At 29.6% G+C, this 14551-nt stretch carries 13 protein-coding genes; 10 read left to right on the top strand and 3 right to left on the bottom strand.

Features of this window, described 5'->3' with window-relative positions; genetic code table 11:
• Positions 1–71: 71 nt before the first annotated feature.
• The 5 genes from RSD37_RS06540 (at position 72) to RSD37_RS06520 (ending at position 6080) form a co-directional block, all read left to right on the top strand.
• Positions 72–434 carry an ornithine aminomutase subunit alpha gene (locus RSD37_RS06540; protein WP_346945912.1) on the top strand — a complete coding sequence of 121 codons (363 nt, stop codon included), beginning with the start codon at positions 72–74 and terminating at the stop codon, positions 432–434.
• Positions 434–2608: a D-ornithine 4,5-aminomutase subunit OraE gene (gene oraE / locus RSD37_RS06535; protein WP_346945911.1), complete on the top strand. Its 2175-nt coding sequence runs from the start codon at positions 434–436 to the stop codon at positions 2606–2608. Before RSD37_RS06540 ends, oraE begins: the two co-directional genes overlap by 1 nt.
• Positions 2609–2755: 147 nt before the next feature.
• Positions 2756–4081: a GlmL-related ornithine degradation protein gene (locus tag RSD37_RS06530; RefSeq protein ID WP_346945910.1), complete on the top strand. Its 1326-nt coding sequence runs from the start codon at positions 2756–2758 to the stop codon at positions 4079–4081.
• A 255-nt stretch (positions 4082–4336) separates the two neighbouring features.
• Positions 4337–5404 carry an ornithine racemase Orr gene (gene orr / locus RSD37_RS06525; protein ID WP_346945940.1) on the top strand — a complete coding sequence of 356 codons (1068 nt, stop codon included), beginning with the start codon at positions 4337–4339 and terminating at the stop codon, positions 5402–5404.
• 166 nt (positions 5405–5570) lie between these two features.
• Positions 5571–6080, top strand: a complete 510-nt coding sequence (locus tag RSD37_RS06520; protein ID WP_346945909.1) for a flavin reductase — start codon at positions 5571–5573, stop codon at positions 6078–6080.
• 109 nt (positions 6081–6189) lie between these two features.
• Here RSD37_RS06520 and RSD37_RS06515 read toward each other — a convergent pair whose 3' ends face one another.
• Positions 6190–6501, bottom strand: coding sequence for a DUF1294 domain-containing protein (locus tag RSD37_RS06515; RefSeq protein WP_346945908.1), 312 nt, complete (start codon positions 6499–6501; stop codon positions 6190–6192).
• Positions 6502–6770: 269 nt separating this feature from the next.
• Between RSD37_RS06515 and RSD37_RS06510 the strand changes: the two genes are divergently transcribed.
• Positions 6771–7676, top strand: a complete 906-nt coding sequence (locus RSD37_RS06510; RefSeq protein ID WP_346945907.1) for an AEC family transporter — start codon at positions 6771–6773, stop codon at positions 7674–7676.
• A gap of 250 nt (positions 7677–7926) precedes the next feature.
• Positions 7927–8154, top strand: a complete 228-nt coding sequence (locus tag RSD37_RS06505) for a TIGR04540 family protein (protein WP_346945906.1) — start codon at positions 7927–7929, stop codon at positions 8152–8154.
• Positions 8155–8320: 166 nt separating this feature from the next.
• On the opposite strand, the gene RSD37_RS06500 is transcribed toward RSD37_RS06505, so the two are convergent.
• Entirely contained in the window at positions 8321–8659 is a 339-nt protein-coding gene (locus RSD37_RS06500; protein ID WP_346945905.1) for a hypothetical protein, read from the bottom strand.
• A gap of 285 nt (positions 8660–8944) precedes the next feature.
• Here RSD37_RS06500 and RSD37_RS06495 point away from each other — a divergent pair, with 285 nt between their 5' ends.
• The 3 genes from RSD37_RS06495 to RSD37_RS06485 all read left to right on the top strand — a co-directional run bounded on the left by RSD37_RS06495 (position 8945) and on the right by RSD37_RS06485 (position 12332).
• Positions 8945–9436 (top strand): CarD family transcriptional regulator, encoded by a 492-nt coding sequence (locus RSD37_RS06495; protein WP_346945904.1) that lies wholly within the window; start codon positions 8945–8947, stop codon positions 9434–9436.
• Between the two features lie 395 nt (positions 9437–9831).
• A complete protein-coding gene (locus RSD37_RS06490) occupies positions 9832–11181 on the top strand; it encodes a TrkH family potassium uptake protein (protein ID WP_346945903.1) in 1350 nt (449 codons plus the stop codon).
• A gap of 200 nt (positions 11182–11381) precedes the next feature.
• Entirely contained in the window at positions 11382–12332 is a 951-nt protein-coding gene (locus tag RSD37_RS06485) for a DMT family transporter (protein ID WP_346945902.1), read from the top strand.
• 93 nt (positions 12333–12425) lie between these two features.
• Here the strand turns inward: RSD37_RS06485 and RSD37_RS06480 are convergent, their stop codons facing one another.
• Positions 12426–14354 carry a Cache 3/Cache 2 fusion domain-containing protein gene (locus RSD37_RS06480; protein ID WP_346945901.1) on the bottom strand — a complete coding sequence of 643 codons (1929 nt, stop codon included), beginning with the start codon at positions 14352–14354 and terminating at the stop codon, positions 12426–12428.
• Positions 14355–14551 lie beyond the last annotated feature (197 nt).

Below are 14551 nucleotides of genomic sequence, written 5' to 3'. Positions count from 1 at the left end.
AGATTGAAATAATAACAATTAATAGGGTTGTGTGAAATAAATAATAAAAAACTATTAGGGGGAGATAAATAGTGAAAAGAGAAGATGATTTCAATAAAAGAAGAGAACATTTAGCTAATTTAAATGATGAGGAGCTATATGAAAGATTTTGGAAACTAACTGAAGAAATAGTAACGCCAATGGTGGATTTAGCATATGGAAATACTTCATCATCAATAGAAAGATCAGTACTTCTTAGAATGGGATTCTCAAGTATTGAGTCTCAAGCAATAGTTCAAGAGGGACTAAAAGCTGGACTTCTTGGAAAGGGTATGGGAAATGTAGTATTAAAATATGGAGAACTTAAGGGAATGCCATATTTAGAAGCTGGTAAAGAACTAGGAGAAGGTAAGGGCTGGAATGAAGTTACTAACTTGTTTAGGGGGGATAAATAATGCTAGATATAAATAAGAAAATTGATGTAGCAGAAATACTTAAGGATTTAGATAAGTATGAACCAAAGAGGAGAGGCTGGCATTGGAGAGAAGAATATAATGAACCAATGGGTGAGTTTGAATATAAGGAAATCTCAAAACCCCTAAAAAATAGTAAGGCACTTCCATCAGCTACAAGCTTTGCAAATATAGATCCTCAACCAAGAGCTGTAATAACTTCAGAAGTAGCTTCAGGAAGATTTGAAGATGATATTAGAAGAATGAGAATGGCAGCTTGGCATGGTGCAGATCATATAATGGTTATAAGAACATCAGGTCAAAGTCATTATGATAGTTTAATTGAAGGAAGTCCAGAAGGAACTGGTGGAGTTCCAATAACAAGAAAAGAAGTTAGAGCTACAAGAAAAGCTCTTGATTTAATAGAAGAAGAAGTTGGAAGAGAAATAAACTTCCACTCTTACGTTTCAGGTGTTGCAGGTCCAGATATCGCTGTAATGTTTGCAGAAGAAGGAATAAATGGAGCACACCAAGATCCACAATATAATGTACTTTATAGAAATATAAATATGGTTAGATCTTTTGTAGATGCAGCGGTTGCAAAACATATAATGGCTTGGGCTGATATTCTTCAAATAGATGGAGCACATAATGCAAATGCAACAGCTATGAAGGGCTATAAGGTAATGCCAGAACTTATGGTTCAACATGCTATAAACTCTAAATTCTCTGAAATGGTTGGTATGAAACAAAGTAATATATCATTATCTACAGTGCCACCAACAGCACCACCGGCTCCATGTATGCGTTATGACTTACCTTATGCAGTAGCACTTAGAGATTTATTTAGAAACTATAAAATGAGAGCTCAAATGAATACAAAATATATGGCTTCATGTACTAGAGAAGCTACAGTAACTCATTCATTAAACCTTTTAATCTCTGAGCTTACTTCAGCGGATATTCAAAGTACAATTACTCCTGATGAAGGAAGAAACGTACCATGGCATTATAATAATATACACGCTGTGAATACTGCAAAACAAGCTTTAATTGGTATGGATGGATTAATGGATATGATAGAGCTTAAAAAAGATGGTTATCTTCCAGAGAAGGTTAGAGAACTTAAAGAAAGAGCTGTATTATTCCTTGAAGAAATGATTGAAGGCGGCGGATACTTTAAGGCTGTTCAGGATGGATTCTTTGTAGATTCAGGAGAATATCCAGAAAGAAATAGTGATGGTATCGTAAGAAAAATAGATGCTGGTATTGCTGTAGATACAGTTGTTCCAAGAGATAAGGATTACTTTGCACCTGTATGTGCACACTTTGGATACAACAATGTACCTGAAAAATATAATAAACCATGTGATGCTATAAATGAATGTACATTATGTGATCATAGCAAAATAGTTTATATAGATGAGCTTGACGAAGAGGATAATGTTAATGTAAGAATGGAAAAGGCTAGTAAAAATGAAGGAACTATAATTCCAGAAGTTGAGTGGAAAAATGATGGATACGTATCTGTAACTTTATTTATTACAGAAGAAGAGCGTATCGCAGAAGCAGCTGCTCTTGAAATGGGTAGAAACATGAATTTAACAGATGTTGAGGTTATTCATAAACAAATCATGCAAGATGCTGAAGGTACTTTAGTGGAAATCAAAGGTAAGGTAAACTTTGCAATTAAAAAGGCTGAGCTTAAGGTTCCAGAAAAACAAGAGCTTTTAGCTGATGATGTAATGAGAGATTATGTTAGAAATAATCCACTTAAGGTTGTAGCTGCTACAGTTGGTGAGGATGAACACTCTGTTGGTCTTAGAGAAATAATTGATATTAAGCATGGGGGAATAGAGAGATACGGAATAGATGTTGTATATCTTGGGACTTCATGTCCAGTAGAGAAATTAATAGATGCAGCTATAGAAACTAAAGCTCAAGCTATTATAATGAGTACTATTATTACTCACAATGATATTCATACTAAGAATATGAAAAAAATTCATGATCTTTGCATAGAAAAAGGGGTAAGAGATAAATTCATTATTTGCTGCGGTGGAACTCAAGTAACTAATGAAGTTGCAGTAGCTAATGGAATGAATGCAGGGTTTGGAAGAGGAACTCACGGAAACAATGTAGCATCATTCATAATTGAAACATTGATGAATAAATAGAATTCAACAAATAATAAAGAGGCTGTCTCATAATAATTGAACTATGTTTTATCTGAATGTTGAAAGTGGCAATAATATAAGTCTACTTTCAACACGGGTTTTAATATACTTAATTTTGAGACAGCCCTTTGAACTAGGAGGGAAGCTATGAGAGTTGAGTATTTAATAGCTGAAATCGGAAGTACAACTACGGTAGTAACAGCTTTTAATTTTAAAAATGGAGTAGAAGTTGTTGGACAAGGAAAAGCCTTCACTTCTGTTTTACAAGGTGACGTAACTATTGGACTTAAAAATGCAGTGAAGGAAATGGAAGATATCTTAGGTGAAACTATAGAGTACGACAGAATGATAGGTACTAGTAGTGCTGCAGGGGGACTTAAAATAACAGTTCATGGACTTGTTCAGGATATGACAGTTAAGGCTGCAAAGGAAGCAGCCCTTGGTGCTGGTGGAATTATCAAGATGGTTACAGCAGGAAGACTTAGAAGAACTGATATTAAGAAGATAAAAGAAATAAGTCCTAATCTTATAATGATTGCTGGAGGTACAGATTATGGTGAAAGAGAAACTGCCCTTGATAATGCAGAAATAATTAAAGGAGCAAATTTAAATATTCCTGTGGTGTACTGTGGAAATATAGCTAATCAGGAGGAGATAAAAGAAATCTTTGAAGGTGATGAACTATACGTAATTGACAATGTATATCCAAGAGTGGATGACCTTAACGTTGAGCCAGCAAGGGGAATAATTCAAGATGCCTTTGAAGCTAACATAGTTAAGGCTGGTGGAATGGATAAGATTAAGGAAATGTTAGATGGAACTATAATGCCAACGCCAGGAGCTGTAATGGAAGCTACAAAATTACTTTATGAAGTAATTGGAGACGTTATAGTTATAGACGTGGGAGGGGCCACCACAGATGTTCATTCAGTTACGGAAGGAAGTCTTGATGTTTTAGATATTTTAGTAACTCCAGAGCCAAAGGCAAAGCGTACTGTTGAGGGGGACTTAGGGGTATATGTAAATAGAGAAAATGTATTAGAACTTTTACATGACCATGAGTTAGAGGGAAAAACTAAGGACGAAATAGAAGAGTTTATAAAACCTATTCCAGCCACAGAAGAAGAACGTCATTGGAGTAGAGTTCTTACAAGAAAAGCCGTGAATACTGCTATTGATAGGCATGTGGGATATATAAAAAGAGTCTATGGATCTGGAAGAAAGTTTAGTGCCTATGGCAAAGATTTATCTATGGTTAAGTACATCATAGGAACTGGAGGGGCACTTACAAGACTTGGCCAAGGTGAAGAAATTTTAGAAAGTATTAAGGATGTTAAGGGTGATATTACCATGCGTCCAACCAAGGAGTCAAAGGTATTACTTGATAGTATGTATATTATGGCTTGTGCTGGAGTTTTAAGTAGAGAAAATAAAGAGGCAGCAACGCAGCTATTAAAAGCTAGTTTAAAGTAAATGTTAGTCATGGCTATAAATGGTATCCGCTCAGATAATATTGATGTGAATTTCGACAGTCTTTTAAAACATAGCCAAATATAATAAAGAAATTATCGGCAATAGAAAGATAATTTAGAAGTTAATAGATAAAAGTGAGTTTGTACTTAAAGGAGAGTTTTTAATATGGTGAATAATAATTCAGGTATAGAATTCGACGATAAAAAGTTAACTTATAATACTCAACTAGAATTAGATATTTGGACAGATGAAGATATTACAACAAATTATCCACGAATAGATGTAGATTTAAAAAAGCTAACACATAATGCTAAGTTTGCATTAAATATCTGTAGAAGAAGTAATGTTGATATTTCAGTGGTTACCAAAGTGTTTTGCTCTCATCCAGAAATTGTAGAGGGCATTTTAGAAGCTGGAGTGAAGACCATTGGAGATTCAAGAGTATCCAATTTGAAAAAACTACAGCACTTAGACTGTGAGAAGTTACTTCTCAGAATACCTGCAATTAGTGAAGCTAGAAAGGTAGTTAGATACTGTGATATTTCTTTAAATTCAGAGATAGAAACAATTAAGAGTTTGTCACAGGAATCTATGAAGTCAAATAAAACTCATAAAATAATTTTAATGGTAGACTTAGGAGATTTAAGAGAAGGAGTTTTGGAAAAGGATGTTTTGAATATTTCAAGGGAAATAATTAACCTACCTAATATAAAATTTCTTGGATTAGGAACAAATCTAACCTGCTATGGCGGAGTAATTCCTGATGATGTAAACTTAGGAAGACTTATAGAAATTAAAAATCAAGTAGAATGTGAGCTAAATATTCAATTGCCAGTGGTATCAGGAGGTAACTCCAGTAGCTTATACATGGTTCTTAATAAAAACCTACCTAAAGGAGTAACTAATCTAAGACTTGGAGAGGCTGTAGTCTTAGGTAGAGAAACTGCATATGGAAGAGATATACCTGGAATGTTTAAGGATATATTTACTTTAAAGGGTGAAATAATTGAGATTAAAGATAAGCCGTCTATGCCAATAGGAAATATAGGCATGGATGCCTTTGGAGAAGTACCAACTTTTGAGGATAGAGGTATAATTAGAAGAGCTATAATTTCCATGGGAAGACAGGATGTGAAAATAGATGGAATAACTCCAAAGGATGAGAAAATAACTATTCTAGGGGGAAGCAGCGATCATCTTCTAATGGATGTAACCCAAAGTGAAAAAGTTTATAAAGTAGGGGACATAGTTGATTTTAGTCTAGACTATGGAGCTTTACTATCTGCTATGACATCTGGATATATAAATAAAAATATTATATAGAAAATATTAATATAAATAATTAACGTATATATTTTTATATGCGGTAATTATAGTTTCTACCATAAAATATGTTTTTAATTATTACATCATTATACAAAAGGCTGTATAATAAAATAAGTAAAAAATAAAGTATTCATTGAAAAAAATAATATGGGAGATGATTTTAATGGTAGATTTTAAAGAATTTACATCGAATTTAAATGAAGCAGTGAGAAACTTACATGAAAAGGGAGCATTCCTAACAGTAAAGTCTGGAGATGAAGTAAATACTATGACTATAGGCTGGGGAAATGTTGGCTTTCAATGGGGGAAATCAATATTTACAGTTCTAGTAAGAAAACAAAGACATACATTTTCATTGATAGAGAGTGCAGATAACTTTACAGTAACGATTCCTCTAGATGATAGTTTAGCAGATGCAGTTAAATTCTGTGGAACTAAGTCAGGAAGAGAGTATGATAAGTTTAAAGAATGTAACTTAGACCTTATACCAGCAAAAACTGTAGACACTCCAGTAATAAATAAAAACAATGTATTAACTTATGAATGTAAAATAGTTTATAAGCAAGAAATGAACCCAGAGTTTTTATCAGAGGAAATAAAAAAATCAGCTTATGCAGGAGAAGATTATCACGTAATGTATTATGGACAAGTGGAAGCTTGTTATAAATTGTAGAATAAATAAAAAATATAACCCTAAGGTAGCAATTAACTACCTTAGGGTTAATATTATTTATTCAATATATATTTTTGATATGTGGCTAAATAATATAGATGGTATTTTGTTAATTTAAAATAAAAGCTCTATATAATTCATTTATTATATAGTTATCTTCACCAATGAATAAAAATAAAAGTACTATCTGAACTATAAATATAACGGGTATACCTATAGTGAATTTTTTATGCTTAGTTTTATGTCTAAAAGTATTCATTCCAGCAAGCATCCCTAGGGAACCACCAATTATAGAAACACCAATAAGTGCTTTTTCACTAATTCTCCATTGTTTTTTTATAGCACGTTTCTTATCAATTAACATTATAAAAAAGCCAACAATGTTTATAAAGGCTAAGTAATAGATAAAAATATTATTCATAAATCCTCCTTGTAAATAAGTTCTTTATTTTATATTAAGTCATGTTTAAAGAAAAAGAAAGTATTACATAGAGATATAAATCCAACATATAGGTTACAATACATGGGTTATAAAAAAATAAGCACTGTAATTAGAATTTGCGTATAAATTTAAATTAAACTTAGAAAATATGCGAAACTAGAATTAAATTGAGAAAAATGTTAAAATTTAAGGAGAAAGTAGTATAATTAGTAGAGAATATAATTATATAAATATAAGGGGGACTTATAATGGACGCAATAAACCAGGTGTTAATTTTATCTTTGATGATGTTGGTTGGAATTTATGCTAGAAAGAAAAACTACATCGATGATAGGGTAGAGAAGGGATTAAGTACTTTAGTGATTAACATAACATTACCATTACTAATAGTAAATAGCTTTATACTGGAATTTGATAAAGCTATTATGGGTAACGCCATAAAAATTCTTTTATACTCATTAATAATACATATTGTATTATTTATAGCTACTAAGTACATTTACTATAAGGCTGATGATAGAAAACAACCAATGCTTAGGTTTACAACGGCATTTTCTAACTGTGCTTTTATGGGATATCCAATTTTAAGTAGTGTTTTTGGAGACATAGGTGTATTTTATGGATCAATTTTTACAATGATGTTTACTGTATTCGTATGGACATTAGGCGTATCATTGTTTACAGGTAAAATATCCATTAAGGAAGCATTTAAAAGTATTATGAAGAATCCATCTATATGGGCAGTTATAATAGGAGGTTTAATATTTATAACTCAAATTAAACTTCCATATGCAGTTGATTTAACTATAAAAAATTTAGGAGGATTAACTACTCCACTTGCTATGATGATCATTGGGTCAATGCTATATGGGTCTAATGTAAAAGAGATGTTAGGCGATTTTAGCCTTTATTATGTATCATTAATGACATTAATAATAACTCCGCTAATATTATTCTTTGTGATGAAATTATTTAACCTAGATCCAATGCTTACAGCCATATGTACCTTACTTGTAGCTATGCCAGGTGCTGTAGTAGGTCCAGTAATTGCTGCAGAATCAGGTGGAGACGGAAAATATGGTTCTCAATGTATATTTATTACAACGTTATTATCTATAATAACAATTCCTATGATTATATTTATAGTGAAATAAGATTATTATAAAGAGTTCTTAAAAGTTATATCCTTAAAGCGAATTTTAATTGAGCTTTGGGATTGGTTTAGAAGGTGATTTTGTAGTAGATTTAAAAATATTGAAAAATATAGTTTATTTGTATAATAAATTTCTATAGAATGGCTATAATAAAATAGGTTCTTGTATATACTAATGCAAAAATATATAATAGAATTGAGTTTTATATAGGATGAAAATGTTTATTAACAAGGTTATGAAGGAGATTAAGATGAGAACAGTTTATAAAAACCCAAAGGAATTAGGTGCATGTCTAAGAGATATTATAGATTTATATAGAGATGACCTGCTGACTTATGAAAAGTTATCAGAAAAGGTAATTAAAATTATAGAAGCTAATGAAAATAGAGTTTTTAAAAATGGAATGGTAGAAATTAAGATTGCTAATGTATTAACTGAAGAAAGAGTAGCAATAGTTAATGACATAGTAAAAAGATGATGGCAATAAGTTCAATAGTATGCATAGGTGGAGAAATATTTATTAGTAAAAAAAAAAGGGTGCGTAATAAAAACAGTGCATTAATAGTATGATGGCTAAATACCATTGTAGGGTTTAGCCATCATACTATAATGAAATAACTAATAGTTATTTCAAATATAAACTTCTATTTAAGATGAGTTTCAATCCAAGCTAAAGCACCAGGGTGAATAGAACCTGAATTATCAGAAGTAATTTGTGAAACAAAGAAAGTTTCATTATCTTCTTTTACTTCATCTAAAGCTAGTTTTATATCATTAGCATTCATTTCAGTGTGTAAAAGAAATGTTGTTGGCATAATGTTAGCCCATGTACCCAAAGATTTAATCTTTCTAGGTAGATTGCTGTGGTGGTGATGTTCATGTTCATGATCATGATTACAGTTTTCATCATGGTCGTGATCGTGTTCACACTCATGATGGTTATGAACTTCAGCTTTATAGTAAGTTATCTGATATACTGACATAGTTGTTACCTCCTCTTGGTAAATTTATGATAGTAATTAATATTTATTATACAGTAATTGAAATTGAATTGCAATTAATAATTAAATTTATATTACTATAGTATAATAGCCTTATTATAAATAAAAATATTCATATATAAATAATTTTACTACATATAAATAAATTTATTTTAAATAGCAAAATAAGATATTGACTGTAAGTAATTTTGATGATAAAATAAAAAATTACAAAAAATATCCTTATGTGGTATACTGTAAGTAAAGAGTGTAGAAGGAGGTAATTTTTTGTTTAATGTAGGGGATAAGATTGTTTATCCAAATCAAGGGGTTGGAATAGTAGACTTTATAGAAGAAAGAGAGTTTAAAGGCAAGGTTCAAAGTTACTATAAAATACACTTATTAAATGATACTATGCAGTTGATGTTACCATTTAGTAGAGTAGAGAAAAGCAATATTAGATTAGTAAGCGATGAGGAAATTATAGATTATAAATTAAAGCATATTAATGAATTTACTATGGATATGGATGAATTAAATAGTTATAACTTTAAGGAACGAGCTATTATAAATTCAGAAAAATTAAAGTCAGGAACATTAATGGACTATATTGAGGTTGTATCTAACCTTACTAAACTTAAAGATTATAATAAGTTAAATACTAACGAAAAGCAAATATTAGATAGTACAAAGAAAGTTTTAATAGAAGAAATAAGTCAATCTAAGGATATATCTAATAGTGAAGCAACTAGTTTATTAGATGATTCTATGAATAGTTAGTATAGATTATAATATAAACCTTATAGATACCAACGGGTTTATTTAAACTTAAATAGAATAGGGCACTGAGTAGATAAATTTACATTATTTGCTCAGTACCTTATTTATTTTATTGATATATCTTTAATAGGTATTTATTAGATATAATATTAATTATGAGTTTCAATATTATATCTAAATATTAATTTTGGATATTAAGATATAATATTGATTTAGTTTATTAAGAACAAAAGAAATGTTAATTTTGGGTTAAAAAATCTAATGTTTTAACAAAATATTAATCATTAGGTATATAACATATGTGTAGAGAATAATTTTAAGAAAAGTGATATAAGGGCATATATATTTATTTAGTTTTCTTAGATTAATTTTAAATATGATTTTGGAGTGGTTTTATGAATGGAATAGGGAATAAAAAAGTTTATAGGCTTAGTGAAGTGCAAATTTTAGCATTAGGATTTGCTATTCTAATTTTTGTTGGAGCATGTTTACTAACATTACCTATGTCATCATCAATTGGAGAAGGAACTAATTTTTTAGATGCACTATTTACATCAACCTCAGCAACTTGTGTTACGGGTCTAGTTACATTAGATACGGGCACACATTGGAGTGTATTTGGACAGATTATAATAATTACGCTTATTGAAATTGGTGGGCTTGGATTTATGTCTTTTGCAACATTTATATCAGTGCTAGTAGGAAGAAAGATTACACTTAAAAGCAGACTTTTAGTTCAAGAAGCTATGAATACATTTAGTATACAAGGTCTTGTTAAGATGGTTAAGAAGGTAATGCTTTTTACATTTGTTATACAACTAGTTGGAGCATTAATTCTATCAACTCAGTTTATACCAGAATTTGGTGTTGCTAAAGGTATATATTACAGCGTGTTTAGTTCTATATCTACATTTTGTAATGCTGGGTTTGATATATTTGGTAATTTTAAAAGTTATACAGGATATTATAATAATTCAATTATTTTATTAACTGTAAGTTCTCTAATTGCAATTGGGGGATTAGGGTTTACTGTATTACTTGAGCTCTACTATTATAAAAGAGAGAAAAAATTATCATTGCACACAAAGGTAGTGTTATTAATTACTACGATACTAATTGTAGGCGGAACAATTGGAATTCTAATATTAGAATATGACAATGCTGCGACACTGGCAGATATGAATTTTAAGGATAAAGTAGTGAATTCAATTGTAGCAGCTATAAGTCCAAGAACAGCGGGTATAAATAGTATATCTACTGGTGAAATGACAACAGCAGGAATATTCTTAACTATAATACTTATGTTTATTGGTGGTTCTCCAGGTTCCACAGCAGGAGGATTAAAAACATCAACACTGGGAATAATTATATGTACGGTTTTTAGTGTTATTAGAGGAAGAGAAGATGTAGAGATTTTTGGTAGAAGACTTCCAAAGGGATTAGTATATAAAGCAATTACATTATTAATAATAGGTATGAGCCTAGTAATTATAGTAACAATTATTTTAACTATAACTGAGCCAGATGAAGGGTTCTTAGATCTTTTATATGAGGCAACATCTGCATTTGGAACTGTTGGGTTATCTACAGGGGTAACACAACGTCTAAGTAGTCCAGGTAAAGTAGTGATAATTACATTAATGTATTTGGGTAGGGTTGGACCGCTTACAGTAGTGCTAGCTTTATTAAATAATAAAAAACCATCACCATATAAATATCCAGAGGGGAAAATTCTTATAGGATAAATAAAACTATATTATAAGAATATAGATACAAAGAAAGAGAATCTCAGTAATTTAATAATAATATAACATAGTCTATCATCTGAAATTTTGGGTGATAGACTTATATTTTTTCTTTAAAACTAGGCGTAAATTAAAAAATATGGTAGTGTGATAGGTGATATTGTGTAAATTAAACAGAAATAGAGAGAGGATTAAGAAATATGGAAAAAAGTAAGTTCTATACAAATAGAAAGAATATTATATTATTAGCAATTTTATGTTGTGCTTTATGGGGGAGTGCATATCCTGCAATAAAGGGCGGATACTCGTTATTTAACATAGCATCAAATGATATACCATCTAAGTTAGTTTTTGCAGGATATAGATTTATGTTAGCTGGTATTTTTGTATTAATACTTCAGTTAATTTCAAAGAAAGATATATTTAATTTTTCAAAGAAACAAGTTGGACAAGTAGCTTTGCTAGGAATAACGCAGACTACACTTCAATATATATTTTTTTATGTGGGTCTAGCATATACCACTGGAGTAAGTGGAGCAATAATTAATGGAACAGGAACTTTTTTTAGCATTGTAATTGCACATTTTATTTATAAAAATGATAGATTGAATTTTAATAAAATATTAGGATGCATAATAGGATTTTTGGGTGTAGTTATTGTAAATTTAAATGGAGGATCATTAGCGGGAAGTTCATTTACTATCCGAGGTGAAGGTCTTGTAATGCTAGCAGCATTTACTCTTTCGGCATCATCCATATATGGTAAAAAGATTACGCAAAGTCAAGATGCTGCCATAGTTACAGGATATCAACTGCTTATAGGTGGGATTGTTTTAACAATACTAGGGCTTGGATTTGGAGGAAGTCTAAGTGGATTTACCATTAAATCAACTTCCCTTCTAATTTATATGGCACTATTATCATCAGTATCATTTGTAGTTTGGTCAGAGCTACTTAAATATAATAAAGTAGGAATAATAGCAATGTTTAATTTTTCTATACCTATATTTGGAAGCTTGTTATCAGCAATTTTCCTTGGAGAAAACATATTTGATATTAAAATACTAGTCGCATTAGTACTTGTATGTTTAGGGATATTCTTGGTTTATAGAGTAAAAGAGGATGATTATGAAGAGGTTGATAAGGTATGAATATTACTATATAGTTATATTTTATAGAGAACAAATTAAAAAAATATGTAAAAATTAATATCCCTAAGTTTTAAAACTTAGGGATATTAATTTTTACATATATATATCAGAAAACTCTATTTGTATTTTTTCTACAGTTCTTTGTTCGTAATCATCTATTATTTCAGTATTATTCTTTTCATCTACAACTTTAACAGGTAATTCTATAATGAATTCCGAACCCTCTCCTAATTTACTTTTCACCAATATATTACCAGAGTGCATTTCAACTAAAGATTTTACAATAGATAATCCTATTCCACTTCCCTCACACCTTCTACTTAGTAGAGGATCAACTTGCTTAAACCTCTCAAATATATTTTTCTGTTTGTCTTCAGGAATGCCCATTCCAGTATCCTTTATAAAGATTAAAATATTATCACCTTTATCATAAATACTCACTTCTATTTTATCTCCTGGATTAGTAAATTTAATTGCATTAGAAATGAGATTCAATATTACTCTTTCCATTTTTTCAGAATCAAAAGCTAAAATTTTTTCTTCTGTATCTGTATCAAATATGATAGTTCTTGATTTGCTTTGTGCATATTCAACTGTTGATAAAGTTATGTTTTCAATAACTTCTATAATATTTTGATTTTTTAAATTTAATTCCATAAATCCTGAATCTATTTTAGTGATATCAATTAAATTGTTAACTAATTTTATTAACCTATAACAATTTTGTTTAATAATGTCTGTATATTTATTTAATTTTTCGTTGCAAATTTTATCATTACTTTTATTTAAAGAAAATAACTGTGCTGTAGAAAATATTATATTCAAAGGTGTTTTTAATTCGTGGGATATATTGGCAATAAATTCCGTTTTTAATTTGTCATATTGAACGGCTTCTTCTAGTAGCCTCTTATTTTCTTTTATCATTTTATTAAAACTATCTGATAGAACTCCTATTTCATCTTTTGTGTTTATATCAGAATGAACTGTTAAATCTCCTTTTCCAGCTATCTCCATTAAATTTTTTAATTTATTAATAGGTCTTACTAAATTATTTGCCATAAATAAAGCTATTCCCACTCCTAATATAAAAATAACAATTCCAGCTATAAATGTTAAATTTATTATTTCTCGTGAGGATGAATTTAAATCATCATAATTTGCAGTTGTTACAATATACCAATCCCATGGTTCAAAATATCTATAGGATGCTAATTTGTGTACTCCGTTAAACTCATAGTCTATTAAACCGTTTTTATTATTAATAATTTTTTTTGAAAAATCAAATTCTCCTATGTTTTGACCTTTTATATGGGGGTGAATGATTACATCTCCTTTTGAATTCATTATATAAACATATCCTGTTTGTCCAATTTGAATATCATCTAATGCTTTTTCTAAATAATTATTAAATTCCTTATCCCCTAGACCTATTGCACCTATTACTTTTTTATTTTCATCTAATATAGGTTTATATCCAGCTATATAGGAATTATGTTCAATTAAAAATCTACCATAACAGGGCTCATTATTAATTATTTTTTTATATACTGAAGAATCACTATCTATGTAAGTTCCGACTACTCTTTTTCCATCTTGAATAATATTGGTACTCACTCTTATAAGTTTATCTTCTTTTAATAAGAATATTGATGATATCTGTCCAGTAGAATTTTTTATATCATCTACGAGAGAATTGCTTAAATTTAGGTTATCATTACCAGCATATAAAGTTGGTACCGCTTCATTACCAACTTTAATAGGGTTGCTTTTGTCTATTTTTATTCTACCCAAATTATTTAATAACTCCTCTGCAAAATGCAAATCAGTTTTAATTTTTTCTGAAAGTAAATCATTTCTTACACTAACTGTAGTTTCAATTAATTCCGTTATACGTTGACTTTCTTGAGTTACTTCATTAAAAACTATGTCTCTGGATTTATTAACAATAAAAAATGATAAAACGCTTACTGTAAAAATAATTAACAATAAGTAATTTATTAACAATTTAAACTTTATGCCCATACATTACACCCTCTCGCTATTCTTTTTAATAGTCCTAATTAAAATTGTATAATTATAAAATGTTTTATTGAAGCTTGTTGTATTATTTTGTTATTGATTCTACATTATTGTAAAAAATCCTTTTATATTAGAAAAAAACTCGTTCATTATGAAAATAGAATGCTATTAGAAATTAGTACTAAAAACCATAAAATAAA

The organism is Clostridium sp. (assembly GCF_036646415.1).
Lineage (GTDB): Bacteria > Bacillota > Clostridia > Clostridiales > Clostridiaceae > Clostridium_J.
The sequence above is the reverse complement of the archived record's forward strand: the minus strand, read 5'-3'. Positions and strand labels throughout refer to the sequence as shown.